Origin of the sequence: Streptomyces aurantiogriseus, from assembly GCF_014649375.1 — a bacterium.
GTDB lineage: Bacteria > Actinomycetota > Actinomycetes > Streptomycetales > Streptomycetaceae > Streptomyces > Streptomyces aurantiogriseus.
Genome location: NZ_BMSX01000017.1, coordinates 70,345 through 93,911, shown reverse-complemented (window position 1 = coordinate 93,911; position 23,567 = coordinate 70,345). Strand labels below are relative to the sequence as shown.

At 69.1% G+C, this 23,567-nt stretch carries 20 protein-coding genes and 1 pseudogene; 17 read left to right on the top strand and 4 right to left on the bottom strand.

All coding sequences use genetic code 11. The features are described from left to right. Positions 1–27 precede the first annotated feature (27 nt). Positions 28–723 carry a demethylmenaquinone methyltransferase gene (locus IE263_RS31405; protein ID WP_189941221.1) on the top strand — a complete coding sequence of 232 codons (696 nt, stop codon included), beginning with the start codon at positions 28–30 and terminating at the stop codon, positions 721–723. A gap of 37 nt (positions 724–760) precedes the next feature. On the opposite strand, the gene IE263_RS31400 is transcribed toward IE263_RS31405, so the two are convergent. Next, positions 761–1,075 carry a PASTA domain-containing protein gene (locus tag IE263_RS31400; protein ID WP_189941220.1) on the bottom strand — a complete coding sequence of 105 codons (315 nt, stop codon included), beginning with the start codon at positions 1,073–1,075 and terminating at the stop codon, positions 761–763. A gap of 143 nt (positions 1,076–1,218) precedes the next feature. Further along, a complete protein-coding gene (locus IE263_RS31395) occupies positions 1,219–1,725 on the bottom strand; it encodes a GNAT family N-acetyltransferase (RefSeq protein ID WP_189941219.1) in 507 nt (168 codons plus the stop codon). A 98-nt stretch (positions 1,726–1,823) separates the two neighbouring features. Here IE263_RS31395 and IE263_RS31390 point away from each other — a divergent pair, with 98 nt between their 5' ends. Then, the gene (locus IE263_RS31390) at positions 1,824–3,119 is read left to right on the top strand and encodes a geranylgeranyl reductase family protein (protein WP_373312133.1); all 1,296 of its coding nucleotides are present in this window, start codon (positions 1,824–1,826) and stop codon (positions 3,117–3,119) included. Positions 3,120–3,168: 49 nt separating this feature from the next. Here the strand turns inward: IE263_RS31390 and IE263_RS31385 are convergent. Beyond that, positions 3,169–3,522 (bottom strand): annotated as a pseudogene (locus IE263_RS31385) (peptide deformylase); the annotation flags it as partial. Positions 3,523–3,594: 72 nt separating this feature from the next. Then, positions 3,595–4,431 (bottom strand): C40 family peptidase, encoded by an 837-nt coding sequence (locus IE263_RS31380; protein WP_189941218.1) that lies wholly within the window; start codon positions 4,429–4,431, stop codon positions 3,595–3,597. Between the two features lie 713 nt (positions 4,432–5,144). On the opposite strand from IE263_RS31380, the gene IE263_RS31375 reads away from it, so the two are divergent. The 15 genes from IE263_RS31375 to recQ all read left to right on the top strand — a co-directional run bounded on the left by IE263_RS31375 (position 5,145) and on the right by recQ (position 23,521). After that, complete coding sequence (locus IE263_RS31375) at positions 5,145–5,504, top strand: NADH-quinone oxidoreductase subunit A (RefSeq protein WP_030494815.1); 360 nt, start codon at positions 5,145–5,147, stop codon at positions 5,502–5,504. Positions 5,505–5,517: 13 nt separating this feature from the next. Then, entirely contained in the window at positions 5,518–6,072 is a 555-nt protein-coding gene (locus IE263_RS31370) for a NuoB/complex I 20 kDa subunit family protein (protein ID WP_055635348.1), read from the top strand. After that, positions 6,069–6,833: an NADH-quinone oxidoreductase subunit C gene (locus tag IE263_RS31365; protein WP_189941217.1), complete on the top strand. Its 765-nt coding sequence runs from the start codon at positions 6,069–6,071 to the stop codon at positions 6,831–6,833. Before IE263_RS31370 ends, IE263_RS31365 begins: the two co-directional genes overlap by 4 nt. Further along, positions 6,830–8,170, top strand: a complete 1,341-nt coding sequence (locus IE263_RS31360; protein WP_189941216.1) for an NADH-quinone oxidoreductase subunit D — start codon at positions 6,830–6,832, stop codon at positions 8,168–8,170. Before IE263_RS31365 ends, IE263_RS31360 begins: the two co-directional genes overlap by 4 nt. Continuing rightward, positions 8,167–9,039, top strand: coding sequence for an NADH-quinone oxidoreductase subunit NuoE (gene nuoE / locus IE263_RS31355; RefSeq protein WP_189941215.1), 873 nt, complete (start codon positions 8,167–8,169; stop codon positions 9,037–9,039). Before IE263_RS31360 ends, nuoE begins: the two co-directional genes overlap by 4 nt. Further along, positions 9,039–10,385, top strand: a complete 1,347-nt coding sequence (nuoF, locus tag IE263_RS31350) for an NADH-quinone oxidoreductase subunit NuoF (RefSeq protein ID WP_373312131.1) — start codon at positions 9,039–9,041, stop codon at positions 10,383–10,385. The genes nuoE and nuoF overlap by 1 nt, the downstream gene beginning before the upstream one ends. Further along, a complete protein-coding gene (locus IE263_RS31345) occupies positions 10,382–12,889 on the top strand; it encodes an NADH-quinone oxidoreductase subunit G (protein WP_189941213.1) in 2,508 nt (835 codons plus the stop codon). Before nuoF ends, IE263_RS31345 begins: the two co-directional genes overlap by 4 nt. Further along, positions 12,886–14,247 (top strand): NADH-quinone oxidoreductase subunit NuoH, encoded by a 1,362-nt coding sequence (gene nuoH / locus IE263_RS31340; RefSeq protein WP_189941212.1) that lies wholly within the window; start codon positions 12,886–12,888, stop codon positions 14,245–14,247. Before IE263_RS31345 ends, nuoH begins: the two co-directional genes overlap by 4 nt. Then, on the top strand, positions 14,240–14,881 hold the full coding sequence (gene nuoI, locus IE263_RS31335; RefSeq protein WP_189941211.1) for an NADH-quinone oxidoreductase subunit NuoI: 642 nt from the start codon (positions 14,240–14,242) through the stop codon (positions 14,879–14,881). Before nuoH ends, nuoI begins: the two co-directional genes overlap by 8 nt. Further along, the gene (locus tag IE263_RS31330) at positions 14,878–15,744 is read left to right on the top strand and encodes an NADH-quinone oxidoreductase subunit J (RefSeq protein ID WP_189941210.1); all 867 of its coding nucleotides are present in this window, start codon (positions 14,878–14,880) and stop codon (positions 15,742–15,744) included. The genes nuoI and IE263_RS31330 overlap by 4 nt, the downstream gene beginning before the upstream one ends. After that, positions 15,741–16,040, top strand: coding sequence for an NADH-quinone oxidoreductase subunit NuoK (nuoK, locus tag IE263_RS31325; RefSeq protein ID WP_019756142.1), 300 nt, complete (start codon positions 15,741–15,743; stop codon positions 16,038–16,040). The genes IE263_RS31330 and nuoK overlap by 4 nt, the downstream gene beginning before the upstream one ends. 15 nt (positions 16,041–16,055) lie before the next feature. Further along, entirely contained in the window at positions 16,056–18,047 is a 1,992-nt protein-coding gene (gene nuoL / locus IE263_RS31320; RefSeq protein WP_189941209.1) for an NADH-quinone oxidoreductase subunit L, read from the top strand. Positions 18,048–18,052: 5 nt separating this feature from the next. Continuing rightward, complete coding sequence (locus tag IE263_RS31315) at positions 18,053–19,624, top strand: NADH-quinone oxidoreductase subunit M (protein WP_189941208.1); 1,572 nt, start codon at positions 18,053–18,055, stop codon at positions 19,622–19,624. Further along, entirely contained in the window at positions 19,621–21,270 is a 1,650-nt protein-coding gene (gene nuoN / locus IE263_RS31310) for an NADH-quinone oxidoreductase subunit NuoN (RefSeq protein WP_189941207.1), read from the top strand. The genes IE263_RS31315 and nuoN overlap by 4 nt, the downstream gene beginning before the upstream one ends. 244 nt (positions 21,271–21,514) lie before the next feature. Continuing rightward, a complete protein-coding gene (recQ, locus tag IE263_RS31305) occupies positions 21,515–23,521 on the top strand; it encodes a DNA helicase RecQ (RefSeq protein WP_189941364.1) in 2,007 nt (668 codons plus the stop codon). Positions 23,522–23,567 lie beyond the last annotated feature (46 nt).

Genomic DNA, 23,567 nt, shown 5'->3' with positions numbered 1-23,567 from the left:
TGGTGCGCGGGCTGCCACAATGGGCGGGTGACCCGCGCTTCCCTGAACAAGCAGCCGCACGAAGTCGCCTCGATGTTCGACGACGTGGCGGAACGGTACGACCTGACGAACGACGTCCTCTCGCTCGGCCAGGACCGGAGGTGGCGCAAGGAGGTCGCCCGGGCCGTCGACGCCCGCCCCGCGCAGAAGGTCCTGGACCTGGCGGCCGGCACGGCCACCTCCTCGCTGCCGTTCGCGCGGACCGGCGCCTACGTCGTCCCCTGCGACTTCTCCCTGGGCATGCTCCAGGTCGGCAAGAAGAAGCACGGCTGGCTGCCGTTCACCGCGGGCGACGCGACGAAGCTGCCGTTCAAGGACGACACCTTCGACGCCGTCACGATCTCCTTCGGCCTGCGCAACGTGCAGGACTTCGACGCGGCGCTGCGGGAGATGTACCGGGTGACGCGCCCCGGCGGACGGGTCGTGATCTGCGAGTTCTCGCACCCGACCTGGGCGCCCTTCCGCACGCTCTACACCGAGTACCTGATGCGCGCCCTGCCCCCGGTCGCGCGCGCGGTGTCCTCGAACCCCGAGGCGTACGTCTATCTCGCCGAGTCCATCCGTGCCTGGCCCGACCAGCCGGCTCTGGCCGAGCGCCTGCGCAAGGCCGGCTGGTCGAAGGTCGCCTGGCGCAATCTGACCGGCGGCGTGGTGACCCTGCACCGGGGCTTCAAGGAGAGCTGACCCCGGCGGGTCCGGTCGGGCCTGCGGGCGGCGGTGCCTACCTGGTGATGGCCTCGAAGGTGTCTCCCGGCTGGTCCAGCTCGCGTTGCATTCCGCCCCCGCCCGGCTTCGGCAGACGCGGCTCACGGACGCCCGCGCCTCCGCCGCCCTCGCCCTCGGCGAAGTCGAACCACACGGTGACGACCGCTCCGCGCGGCACCTCGACACCGGGCGGCGGGTACTGCCGTACGACGTAGTCGACGACGGTGCGGTGGAAGTCGGGCCGGTCGGGTGCGGCCAGCAGCACTCCTTGTGCCGTAGCCGCTTCGCGCGCGTCCATGGCCATCAGGCCGACGAGTTTCGGTACGCGCACTTCGGGTGTTTTGGGTGGTATGAGCACAGATGTCACCCCCAGCGGTACTGGAAGGGTAACCGCCTGAGGGGGCCGCCCGGAAGCACTCGGTGTCTTTCTGTAACAATCGATCACCGAGAGTCACTTAACCGGAATATGCGGGTCTACAGGTCGAGGCGGTAGCAGTGGCCTTCCCGCTGGGACTGGGGCGTCGTGAAGACGTCGGCGAGCCGCATGCCGAGCCGCTGGGTGACCGCGATCGAGCGGGCGTTGCGCGCGTCCACCATGGCCACGACGCTCGGCACCCCGGCCGTCCGCACCCGCTCCAGCGTCATCCGCGCGGCCGCCGTGACATACCCCTGGCCCCAGTGCTCCCGCGCGAGCCGCCAGCCGATCTCGACCTCCCCGGTCGGACCCCAGTCCCGCTCCCAGGGCTGCGCGCCGGTGAATCCGATGACCTGCCCGGACTCGTCGAGCATCGTCCACAGACAGAAGCCGCGTTCGGCGTCGTGCCGGCGCTGGCGGGCGGTGAGCTCCTCGTAGACGGACAGTCCCGCGGGCCTGCCGCCCTGGAACTCCATGACGTCCGGGTGGTCGAAGACCCGATGCCACGCGACCGCGTCCTCGTCCGTGGGGACACGCAGCCGTACGACGGGGAGAACTCGGTTCACGGAGGCAGCCCTTCAGCCGGGTGATCAATTCTGCTGAATAGACTGCCCATGTCCAGTGCCGGTCGGCACGCAGATTCCGAACTTGGGGAGATCCCGCCGTGACCGTCGTGACTGAGCCCCTCTCCGAAAACACCGCCGATGTGATCGTCGTCGGCGCGGGGCCGGCCGGCTCCACGACCGCGTACCACCTCGCCAAGGCCGGACTTGACGTGCTTCTGCTCGAGAAGACCGAGTTCCCGCGCGAGAAGGTCTGCGGCGACGGCCTCACCCCGCGCGCCGTCAAGCAGCTCGTCGCCATGGGGATCGACATCTCCGAGGAGGCCGGCTGGCTGCGCAACAAGGGCCTGCGCATCATCGGCGGCGGTGTCCGCCTGCAACTGGACTGGCCGGATCTCGCCTCCTTCCCCGACTACGGCCTCGTCCGCAAGCGCGACGACTTCGACGAGCAACTGGCGCGGCAGGCGCAGAAGGCGGGCGCGCGACTGTTCGAGCGCTGCAACGTCGGTGCCCCGATCATCGACGACCGCACCGGCCGCATCACCGGCGTCCACGCCAAGCTGGGCGAGGAGAAGCGTGAAGTCACCTTCCACGCCCCGCTCGTGGTCGCCGCCGACGGCAACTCCACCCGCCTGTCACTCGCCATGGGCCTGCACCGCCGCGAGGACCGTCCGATGGGTGTCGCGGTGCGCACCTACTTCACCTCGCCGCGCCACGACGACGACTACCTGGAGTCCTGGCTGGAGCTGTGGGACAGGCGAGGACCGGGCGAGGACCGTCTCCTCCCGGGCTACGGCTGGATCTTCGGCATGGGCGACGGCACCTCCAACGTCGGTCTGGGCGTCCTCAACACCTCCGACTCCTTCAAGGAACTCGACTGGCGCGAGGTCCTGAAGGCCTGGTGCGCCTCCATGCCGGAGGACTGGGGCTACACCCCGGACAACATGACCGGCCCGATCCGCGGCGCCGCGCTCCCCATGGCCTTCAACCGCCAGCCCCACTACACGAAGGGCCTGTTGCTCGTCGGCGACGCCGGCGGCCTGGTGAACCCCTTCAACGGCGAGGGCATCGCCTACGCCATGGAGTCCGGCCAGCTCGCCGCCGACGTCATCGTCCAGGCCCACGCCCGCTCGACCCCCGCGGGACGCGAACTGGCCCTCCAGCGCTACCCGCAGATCCTCAAGGACACCTACGGCGGCTACTACACGCTGGGCCGCGCCTTCGTGAAGCTCATCGGCAACCCGAAGGTCATGAAGATCGCGACCCAGCGCGGCCTGACCCACCCGCTGCTGATGAAGTTCACGCTGAAGCTCCTCGCCAACCTCACGGACCCGACGGGCGGCGACGCGATGGACCGCATCATCAACGGCCTGAGCAAGGTGGCCCCGAAGGCGTGACCGTCAGGCGGGCGTGACGAGGGCACGGGGTGGAGCGGTGGCCGCCCGGTCAGGCGGTGAGAGCCTGTTGCCTGGCGGCCCGGCGTGCGAACACCCCGTCCCGCCGGGCCGCCGCCTGCCGCAGCGCGTCCTTGCAGTCCCGCCCGGAGAGCCGGTCCAGATAGACGTGGCCGTTCACATGGTCGGTCTCGTGCTCCAGGCAGCGGGCGAAGTACCCGGTTCCCTCGATGACGAGCGGCTCGCCCTCCTCGTCGAAGCCGCGCACCACGGCCCGGTCCGGCCGCGGCCCCTCCATCGTCGCGCCCGGGAGGGAGAGGCAACCCTCTCCCTCCTCCAGGAGCCGTCGGTCGCCGGTGCCGAGAGCGTCCAGCACCGGATTGACAATGTGTCCGACATGTCGGACAGGAAGCCGGAAGGGCCGCTGCCCCCGAGCGGCTGCGGCCCTTCAATCCCGTGCGCTGCGCGCGGGCGCGTGTCAGAGCACGCGCACCGCACCCGACGCCGGGTAGCCGGAGAGGTCCTGGATGACGACACCCTTGGAGGGGTTGGCCGCGTCCAGGTACTGGCCGTCACCGATGTAGACGCCCACGTGGTAGGCGGAACCCTTGCCGCCCCAGTAGAGGATGTCGCCGACCTGGAGGTTGGAGAGCGACACGTCCGTGCCGGCCATCGACTGGTCCTGGGAGACACGCGGCAGGTCGACGCCGACCTGCTTGAACGCGGCCTGGACGAGGGAGGAGCAGTCCCACGCGTTGGGGCCGGTGGCGCCCATGACGTACGCGTCGCCCACCTGCGCCTTGAGGAAGGCGATGACCGTCGCGACGCTGCCGCTGGCCGGAGCGGAGACGCTCGTGGAGGCGGAGTCGGAGGCGGAGGTGGAGAGAGTGGTCCGCTCCGTGGAACGGGACACGGCGGCTTCGGCAGCCGCCTTGCGGGCCTCCTCGGCCTTCTTCTTCGCCTCGGCCTTCTTGGCGGCGGCGAGGTCCTTCTTGGCCTCCTTGGCCGCCGCGGCGGCGGCAGCGTCACGCTCGGCGTCGAGCTGGTAGTTCGCCGCGGCCTGCTGTGTGGCCTGCGCGGACTGCGCGACCTGGGTGGCCACGTCGCCGGTGAGCACGGGCAGTTCGAGCGTCTGCGTCACCGGCTCGGCGGCGTTGGCCGAACCTGCCGCGGTGGCGACGGCCAGCGTGCCGAGGACACCACTGGCGACTCCGGCCCGCATCGCGATCGTCGACGCGCTGCGGCGGGGCTTCCGGTGGCTGCGTATGTGAGCGGTGTGGGACATGGGTACAACCGGTACCAGGGGCTCCTTCATACCTTCAAGAAACGTGTGCTGCGCCACAATTGCTCAATGAGAGCCTCGAAAACCTGCCGCGTCACTCTTTATTGACGCCGTAACGGACATTACGGACGCAGGTGATCAAGCCTGTGATCATGGGCTTTCGCTGTTACGCCCGAATTGCCCCGCACTTACCACTGGTTGGGGCCGTTGGCCAAGCCCGGTTCTCGAGGGCCCCTCGCGGGTGTGGCGGAGGTCACGGAACGGTTACCGCGACGCCCGCGTCTCGCGCGAACGGACCGATCGCCTCCGCTCGTGAACGCGTGCACGCGTCCACACTCGGTCCCTCTGATCCTTCTGATGTGTGAACGCGCCCTCTATCAGGGCTCTGGATCCAGTGCCAATTTGCATGCGGGGGAAGTTTCTTGATATGGAGACGCCCCTCGCGGCCTGCGGTGACGAGCGGAAATGTCACTTCTTGTGATCACTCTGACGCTTCACGTACGAAGATCACCGCTGATATGACTTCATGATCCTTCGTCAGGTGGTGGAGATCACAAAGCTTGTGCAATACCCCGTGTCGCAGATCACAGAGTGGCGGGCATAAGATGCGAGGCAGTTGGGCTTGTGACCTGCTTCACATGTTCGCGATCTTCGTCCGGGATGAGCGGGGCTCGTGAGGCATATGAGGCGGAAGTGAGTCCACGCCATCGCCAGCAGTCAGTGCCGACTGAGAGGAGCGAGGAGCGGTGAACGCGTATGCGCCCATCCTCGTACTGGGAGCCCTCGGGGCAGGCTTTGCGATCTTCTCCGTGGTCATGGCCACGCTGATCGGTCCGAAGCGGTACAACCGCGCCAAGCTCGAGGCCTACGAGTGCGGAATCGAGCCGACCCCCACGCCGGCCGGCGGCGGGCGCTTCCCCATCAAGTACTACCTGACGGCGATGCTCTTCATCGTCTTCGACATCGAGATCGTCTTCCTCTACCCCTGGGCCGTCACCTTCGACGCCCTGGGGCTTTTCGGGCTCGTGGAGATGCTGCTCTTCGTGCTCACCGTCTTCGTCGCCTACGCGTACGTGTGGCGGCGCGGCGGCCTGGAATGGGACTGAGGGGCCTTTAGTCATGGGACTCGAAGAAAAGCTGCCGAGCGGTTTCCTGCTGACCACCGTCGAGCAGGCCGCGGGCTGGGTGCGCAAGGCGTCCGTCTTCCCCGCCACGTTCGGCCTCGCCTGCTGCGCCATCGAGATGATGACCACCGGCGCCGGCCGCTACGACCTGGCGCGCTTCGGCATGGAGGTCTTCCGTGGTTCGCCCCGCCAGGCGGACCTGATGATCGTCGCGGGCCGGGTCAGCCAGAAGATGGCGCCCGTGCTGCGGCAGGTCTACGACCAGATGCCGAACCCGAAGTGGGTGATCTCCATGGGCGTGTGCGCGTCCTCGGGCGGCATGTTCAACAACTACGCGATCGTCCAGGGCGTCGACCACATCGTCCCCGTCGACATCTACCTCCCCGGCTGCCCGCCGCGCCCGGAGATGCTGATGGACGCGATCCTCAAGCTCCACCACAAGATCCAGAACTCCAAGCTGGGTGTGAACGCCGAGGAGGCGGCCCGCGAGGCGGAGGAAGCGGCGCTCAAGGCCCTGCCCACGATCGAGATGAAGGGGCTGCTGCGGTGAGCGACGCGAACGGCACCAACGGCGTGAACGGCTCCATGAACGGGGTGAACCCCGAGAAGGACCTCGCCGCCTCCAACCTCCCCGGCCAGCGCGGCCAGGGCGGCGAGGAGATCCGCGTCCAGCGCGGCATGTTCGGCGCCAACAACGGCGGCGACACCTCCGGCTACGGCGGCCTCGTCCGCCCGGTCCGGCTCCCGGGCCCGGCGAGCCGGCCCTACGGCGGATGGTTCGACGAGGTCGCCGACGAGCTCGAGGGCGCGCTGGAGGAACAGGGCCTCCTCCCCGAGAACGCGATCGAGAAGACGGTCGTCGACCGCGGCGAGCTCACCTTCCACATCGAACGCGAGCACCTGCTGCGCGTCGCCCGCACCCTGCGCGACGACCCTGCCCTGCGCTTCGAACTGTGCACCGGCGTCAGCGGCGTCCACTACCCGAACGACAAGGGCCGCGAGCTGCACGCCCTCTACCACCTGCGCTCGATCACCCACAACCGGCTGATCCGCCTCGAAGTCAGTACCCCGGACACGGACCGCCACATCCCGTCCCTGGTCTCCGTCTATCCGACCAACGACTGGCACGAGCGCGAGACCTACGACTTCTTCGGGATCGTCTTCGACGGTCACCCGGCCCTGACGCGGATCATGATGCCGGACGACTGGCAGGGCCATCCACAGCGCAAGGACTACCCCCTCGGCGGCATCCCCGTCGAGTACAAGGGCGCCCAGATCCCGGCTCCGGACCAGCGGAGGTCGTACTCGTGAGCACGCAGTCAGCATCCGCGGCCTCGGCCGCCTCGGCGCGCGAGACCACCGAGGGCACCGTCTACACGGTCACCGGTGGCGACTGGGACGAGGTCGTCCAGTCCGCGGCCCGCGCCGACGACGAGCGCATCGTCGTCAACATGGGCCCCCAGCATCCCTCCACCCACGGGGTGCTCCGCCTGATCCTGGAGATCGAGGGCGAGACGGTCACCGAAGCCCGCTGCGGCATCGGCTACCTCCACACCGGCATCGAGAAGAACCTCGAGTTCCGCACATGGACGCAGGGCACCACGTTCGTGACGCGCATGGACTACCTGACGTCCTTCTTCAACGAGACCGCCTACTGCCTCGCCGTCGAGAAGCTGCTCGGCATCGAGGACCAGATCACCGAGCGAGCCAAGATCATCCGGGTGCTCCTGATGGAGCTGAACCGGATGTCCTCCCACCTGGTGTGCATCGCCACCGGCGGTATGGAACTCGGCGCCACCACGATCATGATCTACGGATTCCGTGATCGTGAAATGATTCTCGACATCTACGAGCTCATCACGGGCCTGCGGATGAACCACGCGTACATCCGCCCCGGCGGACTCGCCCAGGACCTGCCGCCCGGCGCGGTGGACCAGATCCGCGAGTTCGTGAAGAAGATGAAGAAGAACCTCCCGGAGTACGACAAGCTCGCCACCGGGAACCCCATTTTCAAGGCCCGCATGCAGGACATCGGCTACCTCGACCTGGCCGGCTGCATGGCCCTCGGCGCCACCGGTCCGATCCTGCGCTCCACCGGCCTGCCGCACGACCTGCGCAAGACGCAGCCGTACTGCGACTACGAGACGTACGACTTCGACGTCCCGACCGCAGACTCCTGTGATGCCTACGGCCGCTTCCTGGTCCGGCTGGAGGAGATGCGCCAGTCGCTCATGATCGTCGAGCAGTGCCTGGACCGGTTGCAGCCCGGCCCGGTCATGGTCGCCGACCGGAAGATCGCCTGGCCCGCCCAGCTCGCCCTGGGGCCGGACGGCCTCGGCAACTCCCTCGACCACATCAAGAAGATCATGGGCACCTCCATGGAGGCCCTGATCCACCACTTCAAGCTGGTCACCGAGGGCTTCCGCGTCCCGCCGGGACAGGCGTACGCGGCCGTCGAATCGCCCAAGGGCGAACTCGGAGTGCACGCCGTGTCCGACGGCGGCACCCGCCCCTACCGGGTCCACTTCCGTGACCCGTCCTTCACCAACCTGCAGGCCATGGCGGCGATGTGCGAGGGCGGCCAGGTCGCCGACGTCATCGTCGCCGTCGCGTCCATCGACCCCGTGATGGGAGGCGTCGACCGGTGACCACCTCTTCTTCGGAGCGGGGCGTCAGCCTGGGCATGCCCGAGCTGCCCGCGCCCGGCTACCCGGACGACGTCCGAGCACGGCTCGAGCGGGACGCGCGCGAGCTCATCGCCCGCTACCCCGACTCCCGGTCCGCTCTCCTGCCGTTGCTGCACCTCGTGCAGTCGGAGGAGGGCCACGTCACGCGCACCGGGATGCGGTTCTGCGCGGACATGCTGAACCTGACCACCGCCGAGGTCACCGCCGTCGCCACCTTCTACACCATGTACCGGCGCCGGCCGAGCGGTGACTACCAGGTGGGCGTCTGCACCAACACCCTGTGCGCGGTGATGGGCGGCGACGCCATCTTCGAAGCGCTCCAGGAGTACCTCGGGGTCGGCAACGGCGAGACCACCGACGACGGCAAGGTCACCCTGGAGCACATCGAGTGCAACGCGGCCTGCGACTACGCGCCGGTCGTGATGGTCAACTGGGAGTTCTTCGACAACCAGACCGTGCAGAGCGCGAAGCGCCTGGTGGACGACCTGCGGACCGGACGTACGGTCTCGCCCACGCGCGGGGCGCCGCTGTGCACCTTCAAGGAGACCGCCCGGATCCTGGCGGGCTTCCCCGACGAGCGCGAGGGCGCCGTCGAGGCGAGCGGCAGCGCGGGACCGGCGTCGCTGGTGGGCCTTCGCCTGGCAAGGGGAGAGGCCGCACCCGCGCGCGTGGTCCACCCGCGCGACGGCGGACCGCACGACGAACCGCAGGACAGGGCGGTGCACGAGCCGTCGCCGACCGAGCACCTCAGTTCGCATGACGCGCCGCAGGACACATCGGCCTCCGACCCAGCCCACCCGGCAGGGCCTACCGCCGAGGAGGGGGAGTGATGACCTTGGCACCCGAGCTGAAAGACATGAGTCCCGAGAAGCTGCTCGCACCCGTGCTGTCGGCCTTCTGGGACGAGGACAAGTCCTGGACGCTGGACGTGTACCGAAGGCACGAGGGATACGAGGGGCTTCGCAAGGCGCTCGCCATGTCGCCGGACGACGTGATCGCGTACGTCAAGGACTCCGGTCTGCGCGGGCGCGGCGGCGCGGGATTCCCGACGGGAATGAAATGGCAGTTCATTCCCCAGGGTGATGGAAAACCGCACTATCTAGTTGTCAACGCCGACGAGTCGGAGCCCGGGACCTGCAAGGACATCCCGCTCCTCTTCGCGAACCCGCATAGCCTCATCGAGGGCATTGTCATCGCGTGTTATGCCATCAGGTCGTCGCATGCCTTCATCTATCTGCGTGGTGAAGTCGTCCCCGTGTTGCGGCGGTTGCACGAGGCCGTGCGCGAGGCCTACGCGGCGGGCTACCTCGGCGAGAACATCCTGGGCAGCGGACTCGACCTCGAACTCACCGTGCACGCGGGCGCGGGCGCGTACATCTGCGGTGAGGAGACCGCGCTGCTGGACTCGCTCGAAGGCCGCCGTGGTCAACCGCGGCTCCGTCCCCCCTTCCCTGCTGTCGCGGGCCTCTATGCGTGCCCGACTGTGGTGAACAACGTCGAGTCGATCGCGTCAGTTCCCGCGATTCTGCAGAACGGCAAAGAATGGTTCAGGTCGATGGGCAGCGAGAAGTCCCCGGGCTTCACGCTCTACTCGCTCAGCGGCCATGTCGCCAGCCCCGGCCAGTACGAGGCCCCGCTCGGCATCACCCTCCGTCAGCTCCTCGAGATGAGCGGCGGCATGCGACCGGGCCACCGCCTCAAGTTCTGGACGCCGGGCGGCTCCTCGACACCGATGTTCACCGACGAGCACCTCGACGTCCCTCTTGATTACGAAGGAGTGGGTGCCGCGGGTTCCATGCTGGGCACAAAAGCTCTCCAGTGCTTCGACGAGACGACCTGCGTCGTGCGGGCCGTCACCCGCTGGACCGAGTTCTACGCCCACGAGTCCTGCGGCAAGTGCACCCCGTGCCGCGAAGGCACGTACTGGCTCGTGCAGTTGCTGCGGGACATCGAGGCCGGCAAGGGCGCGATGTCCGACCTCGACAAGCTCAACGACATCGCCGACAACATCAACGGCAAGTCCTTCTGCGCCCTCGGCGACGGTGCCGCCTCGCCGATCTTCTCCTCGCTCAAGTACTTCCGCGAGGAGTACGAGCAGCACATCACGGGCCGCGGCTGCCCCTTCGACCCGGCCAAGTCGACGGCCTGGGCCGACCGCACGGAGGTGAACGCATGACCGTGACCACCAGCGCTCCCACGGGCGGGGGAGAAGCGGCGGTCCCGCCGGAGGATCTCGTCACGCTGACCATCGACGGCGCGGAGATCAGCGTGCCCAAGGGCACCCTGGTCATCCGGGCCGCCGAAGAACTCGGTATCGAGATCCCGCGCTTCTGCGACCACCCCCTCCTCGACCCGGCCGGCGCCTGCCGCCAGTGCATCGTCGAGGTCGAGGGCCAGCGCAAGCCCATGGCGTCCTGCACGATCACGTGTACGGACGGAATGGTGGTGAAGACTCACCTCACCTCGCCGGTGGCCGAAAAGGCCCAGCACGGCGTGATGGAGCTGCTCCTCATCAACCACCCGTTGGACTGCCCGGTCTGCGACAAGGGCGGCGAGTGCCCCCTGCAGAACCAGGCCATGTCGCACGGCAACGCCGAGTCCCGCTTCGACGGCAGGAAGCGGACGTACGAGAAGCCCGTCCCCATCTCCACGCAGGTGCTGCTCGACCGTGAGCGGTGCGTGCTGTGCGCCCGGTGCACGCGGTTCTCCAACCAGATCGCGGGCGACCCGATGATCGAGCTGATCGAGCGGGGCGCGCTGCAGCAGGTCGGCACCGGTGAGGGCGACCCCTTCGAGTCGTACTTCTCCGGCAACACCATCCAGATCTGCCCGGTCGGCGCGCTGACGTCGGCGGCGTACCGATTCCGGTCCCGGCCCTTCGACCTGGTCTCCTCGCCCTCGGTGTGCGAGCACTGCTCCGGCGGCTGCGCCACCCGCACCGACCACCGGCGCGGCAAGGTCATGCGGCGGCTCGCCGCCGACGACCCCGAGGTCAACGAGGAGTGGATCTGCGACAAGGGGCGGTTCGCGTTCCGGTACGCGCAGCAGCGGGACCGGCTCGAGACGCCGCTCGTCCGGAACGCCGAGGGCGCCCTCGTACCGGCTTCCTGGCCGGAGGCGTTGCAGATCGCGGCGCAGGGGCTGCTCGCCTCGCGCGGCAGGACCGGTGTCCTGACCGGCGGCCGGCTCACGATCGAGGACGCGTACGCGTACAGCAAGTTCGCGCGCGTGGCGCTCGACACCAACGACATCGACTTCCGCGCGCGCGTGCACAGCAGTGAGGAGGCCGACTTCCTGGCGGCGAGGGTGGCCGGACACGGCCGCGACCTCGACGGCGCGGGCGTCACGTACACCTCGCTGGAGAAGGCGCCCGCCGTCCTGCTGGTCGGGTTCGAGTCCGAGGAGGAGGCACCCGGCGTCTTCCTGCGGCTGCGCAAGGCCTGGCGCAAGCACGGCCAGAAGGTGTTCTCGCTGGCCACGCACGCCACCCGCGGCCTCGAGAAGGCGGGCGGCACCCTGCTGCCGGCCGCTCCGGGAACCGAGACCGAGTGGCTGGACGCGCTGGCCGCCGGGGCCGGCCTGGAGGACGAGGCGGGCAGCAGGGCCGCCGAGGCGCTGCGCACCGAGGGCGCGGTCATCGTCGTGGGCGAGCGACTGGCCGCCGTGGCCGGCGGTCTCACCGCCGCCGTACGCGCCGCGACCGCGACCAGGGCCGAGCTGGTGTGGATTCCGCGCCGGGCGGGGGAGCGGGGCGCGATCGAGGCCGGTGCGCTGCCGTCGCTGCTGCCGGGCGGGCGTCCGGCCACCGACCCGCGCGCGCGGGAGGAGGTCGCGGCCGCCTGGGGGCTCGCCCACCTTCCGCACCGCTACGGCCGGGACACCGGGCAGATCATCGAGGCCGCCGTCGGCGGTGAGCTGCAGGCACTGCTCGTCGCGGGTGTGGAGGTCGCGGACCTGCCCGACCCGGCACGCGCGCGTGAGGCGCTCGACGAGGTGGGCTTCGTGGTGTCGCTGGAGTTGCGGCCCGGCGAGGTCACCGAACGCGCCGACGTCGTCCTGCCCGTCGCCGCGGTCGCCGAGAAGGCGGGTGCGTTCCTCAACTGGGAGGGCCGGGTGCGCTTCTTCGAGGCCGCGCTCAAGCCCGACCAGATGACCCGTCGCCTGGCGCCGGGCGACGCGCGCGTGCTGCAGATGCTGTCCGACGCCATGGACGTCCACCTGGGCCTGCCGGACCTGCGCACCGCGCGCGCGGAGCTGGACCGGCTCGGCGCCTGGGACGGGCCGCGGGCCACCGCACCGCTGGAGAGCGCGGGCGTCCTGCCGCGACCCGCCGCCGGTGAGGCCGTGCTCGCCGGGCACCGGCTGCTGCTCGACCAGGGCGTCCTCCAGCAGGGTGACGAGGCGCTCGCCGGGACGCGGCACGCCGCACGCGCGCGCTTGTCGCCCGCGACGGCCGCCGAGGCGGGCGTCAAGGACGGTGACGCGCTCGCCGTGACCGGCCCCGCGGGGACGGTCGCACTCCCGCTGCAGATCACCGACATGCCCGACCGGGTGGTGTGGCTCCCGCTGAACTCCGTCGGCGGGGGCGTCGCCTCCGACACCGGGGCACGGCCCGGCTCCCTCGTCCGCATCGGCCCGGCGGCGCTCGCCGCCGAAGCCCCCCAGGAGGTGGAGGCATGAGCCCGTACCTCGCCGCTGAAGACCTCTCGATGTTCGGCCGCGACCCCTGGTGGCTGGTCCTGATCAAGGCGGTGTTCTGCTTCGCCTTCCTGATGGTGACCGTGCTGTTCTCCATCGTGTGGGAGCGCAAGGTCGTCGCCTGGATGCAGCTGCGCATCGGCCCCAACCGGCACGGCCCGTGGGGCATGCTCCAGTCGCTCGCCGACGGCATCAAGCTGATGCTGAAGGAAGACCTCATCGTCAAACGCGCGGACAAGGTGGTGTACGTCCTCGCACCGATCGTCGCGGCCATCCCGGCCTTCATGGCGATCGCGGTGATCCCCTTCGGCCCGGCCGGCAACGAGATCTCGATCTTCGGCCAGCGCACCACGATGCAGCTCACCGACCTGCCGATCGCGATGCTCTACATCCTCGCGGTCGCCTCGGTCGGCATCTACGGCATCGTCCTGGCGGGTTGGAGTTCCGGCTCCACCTATCCGCTGCTGGGCGGTCTGCGCTCGTGCGCGCAGATGATCTCGTACGAGATCGCGATGGGCGCCGCGTTCGCTTCGGTGTTCCTCTACTCCGGGTCGATGTCGACGTCGACGATCGTCGAACAGCAGCAGGACCGCTGGTACATCATCCTGCTGCCGGTCTCCTTCATCCTCTACATCGTCACGATGGTCGGCGAGACCAACCGCGCCCCCTTCGACATGCCGGAGTCCGAGGGCGACCTGGTCGGCGGCTTCAACACCGAGTACTCGTCGATCAAGTTCGCGATGTTCATGCTCGCCGAGTACGTGAACATGGTGACGGTGTCGGCCGTGTCGGCGACGCTCTTCCTCGGCGGCTGGCGGGCGCCCTGGCCGATCAGCGGCTTCTGGGAGGGCGCGAACCACGGCTGGTGGCCGATGCTCTGGTTCACCGTCAAGGTCCAGTTGCTGCTGTTCTTCTTCATCTGGCTGCGCGGCACGCTCCCCCGCGTCCGCTACGACCAGCTGATGAAGCTCGGCTGGAAGGTCCTCATCCCGGTCTCGGTGACATGGCTGATGCTCGTCGCGACCGTGCGGACCCTGCGCAACGAGAACTACGACTTCGCCGACATCGCCCTCTACGTCGGCGGCGGCGTCCTGGTTCTGCTGCTGCTCTCCTTCGTCGTGGACATGTTCCGCGACCGCGGCAAGCAGGCCGAGGCCCCCGCCGAGCCCCCCGGCTTCGACCCGATGGCGGGCGGGTTCCCCGTACCGCCGCTGCCCGGACAGGAACTGCCGCCGGTGCCCAGGCGCCGTCCGCGCCGGGACCGGGAGCTGATTGTCAGTGGTGCGCCCGATACTCAGAGTGACGGATCTCTGGATGGAAAGGAGGCGTCCGATGACTGAGGAGTCCAAGGAGACCAAGCCCGGTTTCCAGAACCCCGTGGCCGGCTTCGGCGTGACCTTCAAGGCCATGTTCAAGAAGCGGCTGACCGAGCAGTACCCGGAGCAGAAGAAGACCACGGCTCCGCGGTTCCACGGACGGCACCAGCTCAACCGCCATCCGGACGGCCTGGAGAAGTGCGTCGGCTGCGAGCTGTGCGCCTGGGCCTGCCCCGCCGACGCCATCTACGTCGAGGGCGCGGACAACACCGACGAGGAGCGCTACTCGCCGGGCGAGCGGTACGGCCGCGTGTACCAGATCAACTACGCCCGCTGCATCCTGTGCGGCCTGTGCATCGAGGCGTGCCCCACGCGCGCGTTGACGATGACCAACGAGTTCGAGCTCGCCGACTCCAGCCGCGCCAACCTGATCTACACCAAGGAGCAGCTGCTGGCCGGCCTCGAGGAGGGCATGGTCGACACACCGCACGCCATCTACCCCGGCATGGACGAGCAGGACTACTACCGGGGCCTGGTCACGGAGGCCGCGCCCGGCACCGAGCGGCAGGTCGCCGTCTCCAAGGGCGAGGCCCCGCAGGAGGCCGCCTCCACCTTCGGTGAGGGCGAGCCCGCCTCCGAGGAGGTGATCGGACGATGAGCGCGCAGCTCGCCGCTTACTCCACCTCGCAGCTCGCCGCTTACTCGACGTCCACCGGCGAGGCCTTCCAGTTCTGGGTCCTCGGCACCGTCGCGGTGATCGGCGCCCTGTGCACCGTCTTCATGAAGAGGGCCGTGCACAGCGCGCTCTGCCTCGCCGGCACCATGATCATCCTGGCGGTGTTCTATCTCGCCAACGGCGCCTATTTCCTGGGCATCGTGCAGATCGTCGTCTACACCGGCGCGATCATGATGCTGTTCCTGTTCGTGGTGATGCTCGTCGGCGTCACCGCGGCGGACTCCCTGAAGGAGACCATCAAGGGCCAGCGTTGGCTGGCCCTCGTCTGCGGCCTCGGCTTCGGCATCCTCCTGGTCGCGGGTATCGGCAACGCCTCCCTGACGGAGTTCAGCGGCCTCGCCGAGGCCAACGCCGGCGGCAATGTGGAGGGCCTCGCGGCCCTGATCTTCACCAAGTACGTCTTCGCCTTCGAGATCACCGGTGCCCTGCTCATCACGGCCGCCGTCGGCGCCATGGTGCTCACCCACCGTGAGCGCACCGAGCGGGCCAGGACCCAGCGTGAGCTGGCCGAACAGCGCGTCCGCGAGGGCACGAACGTACCGCCGCTGCCGGCGCCCGGTGTGTACGCGCGGCACAACGCCGTGGACATCGCGGGCCTGCTGCCCGACGGCACCCCGTCGGAGCTCACGGTCAGCAAGACGCTGCGCGAGCGTGGCCAGATCCGGGACGTGTCCACCGAGGCGCTCAACGACCTCAAGGCGCTGGAACAGCGCGCGGAGGAGCGCCTGGAGCGGACCGCGATCGAGCCGCCGACCTTCAAGCGGACCGAGGAGGCGTCGAAGTGAACCCCGTCAACTACCTCTACCTCGCCGCTCTGTTGTTCACGATCGGCGCGACGGGCGTGCTGATCCGGCGCAACGCGATCGTCGTGTTCATGTGCATCGAGCTGATGCTCAACGCCTGCAACCTCGCGCTCGTCGCCTTCTCCCGGATGCACGGCAATCTCGACGGCCAGATCATCGCCTTCTTCACGATGGTCGTCGCCGCCGCGGAGGTCGTGGTCGGACTCGCGATCATCGTGTCGCTGTTCCGTTCCCGCCACTCGGCCTCGGTCGACGACGCCAGCCTGATGAAGCTGTAAGGGGTCGGAAGAATCGTGGAGAACCTGATTGCGCTGCTGATCGCGGCGCCCCTGCTCGGAGCGGCCGTCCTGCTGGTCGGCGGCCGTCGGCTCGACGCCGTCGGCCACTGGATCGGCACGGTCCTCGCGGCCGTCTCCTTCGTGCTCGGCCTCGTCCTCTTCGCCGACCTGCTAGGCAAGGACGCCGAGGACCGCACGCTGACGCAGCACCTGTTCAGCTGGATCCCCGTCGAGGGCTTCCATGCGGACGTCGCCTTCCAGCTCGACCAGCTGTCCATGACGTTCGTCCTGCTGATCACGGGCGTCGGCTCGCTGATCCACCTCTACTCGGTCGGGTACATGGAGCACGACGAGCGGCGCCGCCGCTTCTTCGGCTACCTGAACCTGTTCCTCGCGGCGATGCTGCTGCTCGTCCTCGCCGACAACTACCTGCTGCTGTACGTCGGCTGGGAGGGCGTCGGTCTCGCCTCCTACCTGCTCATCGGTTTCTGGCAGCACAAGCCCAGCGCCGCCACCGCCGCGAAGAAGGCCTTCCTGGTCAACCGCGTCGGCGACATGGGCCTGTCGATCGCCATCATGCTGATGTTCACGACCTTCGGCACCTTCGCCTTCGGCCCGCTGCTCGGCACGCACGAGCAGGCGGGGCTCGCCGGTGACGCGACCGAGGGCCAGCTCACGGCCATCGGCCTGATGCTGCTGCTCGCGGCCTGCGGCAAGTCCGCTCAGGTCCCGCTGCAGTCCTGGCTCGGGGACGCCATGGAGGGCCCGACCCCGGTCTCCGCCCTCATCCACGCGGCGACGATGGTGACCGCGGGCGTCTACCTGATCGTCCGCTCCGGAGCGATCTTCGACGCGGCACCCGACGCCCAGCTCGTCGTCACCATCGTCGGTGCCGTCACGCTCCTGTTCGGTGCGATCGTCGGTTGCGCGAAGGACGACATCAAGAAGGCGCTGGCCGGCTCGACCATGTCGCAGATCGGCTACATGGTGCTGGCCGCGGGTCTCGGCCCCATCGGCTACGCCTTCGCGATCATGCACCTGGTGACGCACGGCTTCTTCAAGGCCGGCCTCTTCCTCGGCGCCGGCTCGGTCATGCACGGCATGAACGACGAGGTCGACATGCGCAAGTACGGCGGCCTGCGCAAGTACATGCCGATCACCTTCATCACCTTCGGCCTCGGCTACCTCGCCATCATCGGCTTCCCGGGTCTGTCCGGCTTCTTCTCCAAGGACAAGATCATCGAGGCGGCCTTCGCCAAGGGCGGCACCGAGGGCTGGATCCTGGGCGGCTGCGCGCTGCTGGGCGCGGCCATCACCGCGTACTACATGACGCGCGTGATGCTGATGACCTTCTTCGGCGAAGAGCGGTGGAGGAACCAGCCCACCCGCTCCCCGGAGGCGCCGAGCGCCGAACCCGCGGCCGAGCACCACGGCGAGGCTGCATCTGATCATGTCGCTACCGCGACGGGTGAGCCGCACCCGCACGAGTCACCCAAGGTCATGACGATCCCGATGATCGTCCTGGCGATCGGGTCGGTCTTCGCCGGAGGCTTCTTCAGCATCGGCGAGCGCTTCGTGCACTGGCTGGAGCCCGTCACCGGATACGAGCACGGGCACCCGCCGGTCAGCGCCCTCACGGTCACGCTGTCCACGGTGGCGGTGATGGTGATCGGCGTGGGCATCGCCTACGCGCAGTACGGTCGTCGCCCCGTCCCGGTCGTCGTCCCGCGCGGGTCGCTGCTCACCCGGGCCGCCCGGCGCGACCTGCTCCAGGACGACTTCAACCACGTGGTCCTGGTCCGCGGCGGCGAGCACCTCACGCGGTCCCTGGTCTACGTCGACCACACCCTGGTCGACGGTGTCGTCAACGGCACGGCGGCCTCGGTCGGCGGTCTCTCCGGGCGCATGCGCAAGCTCCAGAACGGCTTCGCGCGGTCGTACGCGGTCTCGATGTTCGGCGGTGCGGCGGTCCTCATCGCCGCGACCCTGCTGATGAGGGCGGTCTGATACCGATGTCCTTTCCTCTGCTGACAGCGACGGCGGTGCTCCCGGCGATCGGGGCGATCGCCACGGCCGCCGTCCCGGCCGCACGGCGCAACGCCGCCAAATCCCTGGCGTTGCTCTTCTCCCTCGCCACGCTCGTCCTGGCGATCGTCGTCCTGGTCCGCTTCGACCCGGACGGCGCCCGCTACCAGCTCACCGAATCCCACTCCTGGATCGCGGACTTCGGGGTCCGGTACGAGCTGGGCGTGGACGGCATCGCGGTGGCGCTCATCGCGCTCACGGCGCTGCTGATCCCGTTCATCATCCTGGCGGGCTGGCACGACGCCGACCCGCTGGAGACCGGCAGCAAGCGCTGGCGGCCGACGCAGGGCTTCTTCGCCCTGATCCTGGCCGTCGAGGCGATGGTGATCCTCTCCTTCGAGGCCACCGACGTCTTCCTCTTCTACATCTTCTTCGAAGCCATGCTGATCCCGATGTACTTCCTCATCGGTGGCTTCGGGGACCGTGCCCACGAGCACGGCGAGGAGACGGCGTCCACGCAACGGTCGTACGCGGCCGTGAAGTTCCTGCTCTACAACCTGGTCGGCGGGCTGATCATGCTGGCCGCGGTGATCGGGCTGTACGTGGTCGCCGGGAACTTCTCGCTCACGGAGATCGCCGAAGCGCGGGCCAACGGCTCGCTCGACATGGCGACGAACACCGAACGCTGGCTGTTCCTCGGCTTCTTCTTCGCCTTCGCGGTGAAGGCGCCCCTGTGGCCGCTGCACACCTGGCTGCCCAACGCCATGGGGGAGGCCACCGCCCCGGTCGCCGTCCTCATCACGGCGGTCGTCGACAAGGTCGGCACCTTCGCGATGCTCCGCTTCTGCCTCCAGCTCTTCCCGGAGGCGTCGAAGTGGGCGACGCCCGCCATCCTCGTACTGGCGCTGATCAGCATCATCTACGGGGCGTTGCTCGCCGTCGGGCAGCGGGACATCAAGCGGCTGGTGGCGTACGCGTCGATCTCGCACTTCGGGTTCATCATCATGGGCATCTTCGCGATGACCAGCCAGGGCCAGTCGGGCGCGACGCTCTACATGGTCAACCACGGGATCTCGACAGCCGCGCTGATGCTGGTCGCCGGCTTCCTGATCTCGCGGCGCGGCTCGCGGCTCATCGCCGACTACGGCGGTGTGCAGAAGGTCGCCCCGGTACTCGCCGGCACCTTCCTGATCGGCGGCCTGGCGACGCTGTCGCTGCCCGGACTCGCCCCCTTCGTCAGCGAGTTCCTGGTGCTGGTCGGCACGTTCGCGCGCTACCCGGCGATCGGCATCATCGCCACCTTCGGCATCGTCCTGGCCGCGCTTTACACCCTCGTCCTCTACCAGAGGACCATGACGGGCCCGGTGAAGCCCGAGGTCTCCGCGATGCCGGACCTCCGCGCGCGTGAGCTCGTGGTCGTCGCCCCGTTGATCGTGCTGCTGATCTTCCTGGGCGTCTACCCGAAGCCCGTCACGGACATCGTCGACCCGGCGGTCAAGCAGACGCTGTCCGACGTACAGAAGAAGGACCCCCAGCCCGAGGTGGAGGCGGCCAAGTGAGCACAGCAGTCGTCCACAGCCTGTGGACAACCGCGGCCGATCCGATCTCGAAGATCGACGCGCCGAAGATCGAATACGCGCAACTGTCGCCGACCCTGATCGTCGTGGGCGCGGCGGTCGTCGGGGTGCTGGTCGAGGCGATCGTCCCGCGCAAGCACCGTTACTACGCCCAGCTGTTCGTGTCCGTCGTCGCGTTGACCGCCGCCTTCGCCGCGGTCGTGGCGCTGGCGGCGGACGGGTACGGCACCACCAAGGCGCGCATCGCAGCGATGGGCGCGATCGCCGTCGACGGGCCGGCTCTGTTCCTGCAGGGCACGATCCTGCTGGCCGCCCTGGTCGGCCTGTTCACCTTCGCCGAACGGCGGCTCGACCCGGCGGCACACGGCAACCGCGTCGACTCCTTCGCCGCGCAGGCCGCCTCCGTACCCGGCAGCGACAGCGAAAAGGCCGCGGTCAAGGCCGGGTTCACGACCACCGAGGTCTTCCCGCTGCTGCTGTTCGCCGTCGCGGGCATGCTGATCTTCCCGTCGGCCAACGACCTGCTGACCTTCTTCATCGCCCTGGAAGTCTTTTCCCTGCCGCTGTACCTGTTGTGCGCGCTGGCCCGCCGCAAGCGGCTCATGTCGCAGGAGGCCGCGGTCAAGTACTTCCTGCTCGGCGCCTTCGCCTCCGCGTTCACCCTGTTCGGCATCGCCCTGCTCTACGGCTACGCGGGCTCCGTGTCGTACGCCACGATCGCGCAGGTCGTCGACGGCACGGTCACGAACGTGAGCCCGGCGCTCGCCGACACCATGGGAAACGACGCGCTGCTGCTCGTCGGCGCCGCGATGATCGTCATGGGGCTGCTGTTCAAGGTGGGCGCGGTGCCGTTCCACATGTGGACGCCGGACGTCTACCAGGGCGCGCCGACCCCGGTCACCGGCTTCATGGCCGCGGCGACCAAGGTGGCCGCCTTCGGCGCCCTGCTGCGGATCCTGTACGTCGTCCTGCCCGGCCTGCGCTGGGACTGGCGGCCGGTCATGTGGGGCGTCGCGATCGTCACCATGCTGGGCGGTGCGATCGTCGCGATCACCCAGACCGACATCAAGCGGCTGCTGGCGTACTCGTCCATCGCGCACGCCGGATTCATCCTCGCGGGTGTCATCGCGACCACCCCTGACGGTGTCTCGTCCGTCCTCTTCTACCTGGGCGCGTACTCGTTCGTGACGATCGGTGCGTTCGCGGTGGTGACGCTGGTTCGGGACGCCGGCGGTGAGGCGACCCACCTGTCCAAATGGGCGGGGCTGGGCCGTCGTTCGCCGCTGGTGGCGGCCGTGTTCGCGGTGTTCCTGCTGGCCTTCGCCGGCATCCCGCTGACCTCCGGGTTCGCCGGCAAGTTCGCCGTGTTCAAGGCGGCGGCGGAGGGCGGGGCGGCACCGCTGGTCGTGGTCGGTGTGATCTCGTCGGCGATCGCGGCGTTCTTCTACATCCGCGTCATCGTGCTGATGTTCTTCAGCGAGCCGCGACCGGAGGGGCCGACCGTCGCGGTGCCGTCGCCGCTGACGACGACCGCGATCGGAGTGGGCGTCGCGGTCACGGTGGTGCTCGGTGTGGCGCCGCAGTACTTCCTGGACCTGGCGAGCCAGGCGGGCGTGTTCGTGCGCTGAGGTCTCCGGACCACGCACAGGCCGGCCCGGCACCCGTTCCTGGGTGCCGGGCCGTCGGCGTGTCGGGAGAGGGCTCGCTACTCGCTCTCTCTCCTCCCGCGGCTTGATCCGCTTCGCTCATCACCCGAGGCCACTGATCGATTACGGAGTGAATGACGGAAGCCTGTGGATAACTCCGGCGGTGTCAGTCCGGGCCCCTATCGTGGAGGCAGTGGTCGAGGGACGACGTACGGGGGACGGGACGATGCGCGGGACGGGCGGGATCAGGGAGATGCCAGGGATCACCGAGATGCCGGGGACGGAGAGCGAGGCGCTGGCCACGCTGCACCGGGTCTTCGGATACGAGACCTTCCGCGGCGAGCAGGAAGCGGTCGTCGAGCATGTGGTGGCCGGTGGGGACGCGGTCGTCCTCATGCCGACCGGCGGCGGCAAGTCGCTGTGCTACCAGATCCCGGCCCTGGTCAGGCCCGGTACGGGCGTCGTCGTCTCCCCGCTGATCGCGCTGATGCAGGACCAGGTGGACGCGCTGCGGGCGCTGGGCGTGCGCGCCGGGTTCATGAACTCCACGCAGGACTTCGACGAGCGGCGTGTGGTCGAGGCCGAGTTCCTGGCCGGCGAGCTGGACCTGCTCTACCTGGCGCCGGAGCGGCTGCGCCTGGACTCCACACTGGACCTGCTCTCGCGCGGCAAGATCGCGGTCTTCGCGATCGACGAGGCGCACTGCGTGTCCCAGTGGGGCCACGACTTCCGCCCCGACTACCTGGCCCTGTCCCTCCTGGGCGAGCGCTGGCCGGACGTCCCGCGCATCGCGCTCACGGCGACGGCCACACACGCGACGCACCAGGAGCTCACCCAGCGGCTGCACATGCCGACGGCCCGGCACTTCGTGGCGAGCTTCGACCGGCCCAACATCCAGTACCGGATCGTGCCGAAGGCCGACCCCAAGAAGCAGTTGCTGAGCTTCCTGCGGGAGGAGCACGCGGGCGACGCGGGCATCGTGTACTGCCTCTCGCGCAACTCCGTGGAGAAGACGGCCGAGTTCCTCTCGCGGAACGGCATCGAGGCGGTGCCGTACCACGCGGGCCTGGACGCGGGCACACGCGCGACGCACCAGGCGCGGTTCCTGCGGGAGGAGGGCCTGGTCGTGGTGGCGACCATCGCCTTCGGCATGGGCATCGACAAGCCGGACGTGCGGTTCGTCGCCCACCTCGACCTGCCCAAGTCGATCGAGGGCTACTACCAGGAGACCGGCCGTGCCGGGCGAGACGGACTGCCGTCGACGGCCTGGATGGCGTACGGCCTCAACGACGTCATCCAGCAGCGCAAGCTGATCCAGTCGGGGGAGGGCGACGAGGCGTTCCGCAGGCGGGCCGCCGCGCACCTGGACTCCATGCTGGCACTGTGCGAGACAGCCCGGTGCCGCCGTGGACAGCTCCTCGCCTACTTCGGCCAGGAACCCGGTCCGGCGGGCTGCGGCAACTGCGACACCTGCCTCGCCCCACCGGAGACCTGGGACGGCACGGTCGCGGCGCAGAAGGTGCTGTCGACGGTGGTGCGGCTGCAGCGCGAGCGAGGACAGAAGTTCGGCGCGGTGCAGATCGTCGACATCCTGCTGGGCAAGCGCACGGCCAAGGTGATCCAGTTCGACCACGACCAGCTGTCCGTGTTCGGCATCGGCGAGGAGCTGACCGAGGGCGAATGGCGCGGTGTCGTACGGCAGTTGCTGGCGCAGGGGCTGCTCGCGGTGGAAGGCGACTACGGCACGCTGGTGCTGACGGAGGCCAGCGGGGCGGTGCTGCGGCGCGAGCGGGAGGTGCCGCTGCGCAAGGAGCCGAAGAAGCCGGTGACCGCCAAGGCGGGCTCGTCGTCCTCGTCCGGTCGTGGCGACCGCAAGGCGAAGACGGCCGCTGCGGAGCTGCCCGAGGAGCTGCTCCCCGCCTTCGAGGCCCTGCGCGCCTGGCGCGCCGAACAGGCCCGCGAGCAGGGCGTCCCGGCGTACGTCATCTTCCACGACGCCACGCTGCGGGAGATCGCCACGGTGTGGCCCACGTCGGTGCGGCAGCTCGGCGGTGTCAGCGGGGTCGGTGAGAAGAAGCTGGCGACGTACGGGGAGGGAGTGATCGGCGTCCTGGCCTCGCTGGGCGGGGCGCCGGGCTCGGCTCGGGCGGCCGCCTCGGATGCGGAAGGCCCGGACGATCCGGACGACTGGCCCGAGATGGCGGCGGAGCCGGAGCCCGAGGACTGGATATAGGGGACCGGACACAGGGGCGGGGCAGACAAGGCCGACGGCTGAGGGC